The organism is Agromyces sp. H66, from assembly GCF_004959775.1.
GTDB lineage: Bacteria > Actinomycetota > Actinomycetes > Actinomycetales > Microbacteriaceae > Agromyces.
The window spans coordinates 1-559 of sequence record NZ_SJZG01000022.1 but is presented as its reverse complement, the minus strand read 5'-3'; the positions used below and the strand labels follow the sequence as shown (position 1 = coordinate 559).

General features: G+C 67.1%; 1 rRNA gene. It reads right to left on the bottom strand.

The annotated features are described in order from the left end of the window. Window positions 1-308: 308 nt before the first annotated feature. A 5S ribosomal RNA gene (rrf, locus tag EZM51_RS20305) occupies window positions 309-425 on the bottom strand. Window positions 426-559 lie beyond the last annotated feature (134 nt).

Sequence of the window (559 nt, the reverse complement as noted above, 5' to 3'; positions counted from 1 at the left end):
GTACGGACGCTTCGCATCCCGGTCACCGTACGGACGCTTCTCGCCGCCACCCGAGTACGGACGCTTCGCCGGGCGATCTCCGGAGGAACGAGATCCGGTGGTTCCGCGGCCGCCGCCCTGCGGCCGCTGGCGGGGTCGCTGTTCGCGGTTCGGCCGCTCCCTGCCGTCGGATTCGTCCTTCGAGTCGCTCACGAGTGTCCTGTCGAGTGTGGAGTCCTCATCGGACTCAACCGTACTGCGGCCGGCGATGCCTGGGCCCGTTAACGAGAAATGGCCACCCGTCCTCGGGTGGCCACTCCTCAATGTGTGTCCGGCGGTGTCCTACTCTCCCACAGGGTCGCCCCTGCAGTACCATCGGCGCTGCGAGTCTTAGCTTCCGGGTTCGGAATGTGTCCGGGCGTTTCCCTCGCGCTATGGCCGCCGAAACTCTGGTACCAGCACCGACCGTGGGGTGGTGTGGTGGTCTCGGTGCCCCAGCCTCCCGGGTTGTTGGCGGCCGTGGGCCGCCACCGTGGGGGGTGGGGTGTGTTCTGTGTTGTGTTGTGGGTTTCCGTCTGTT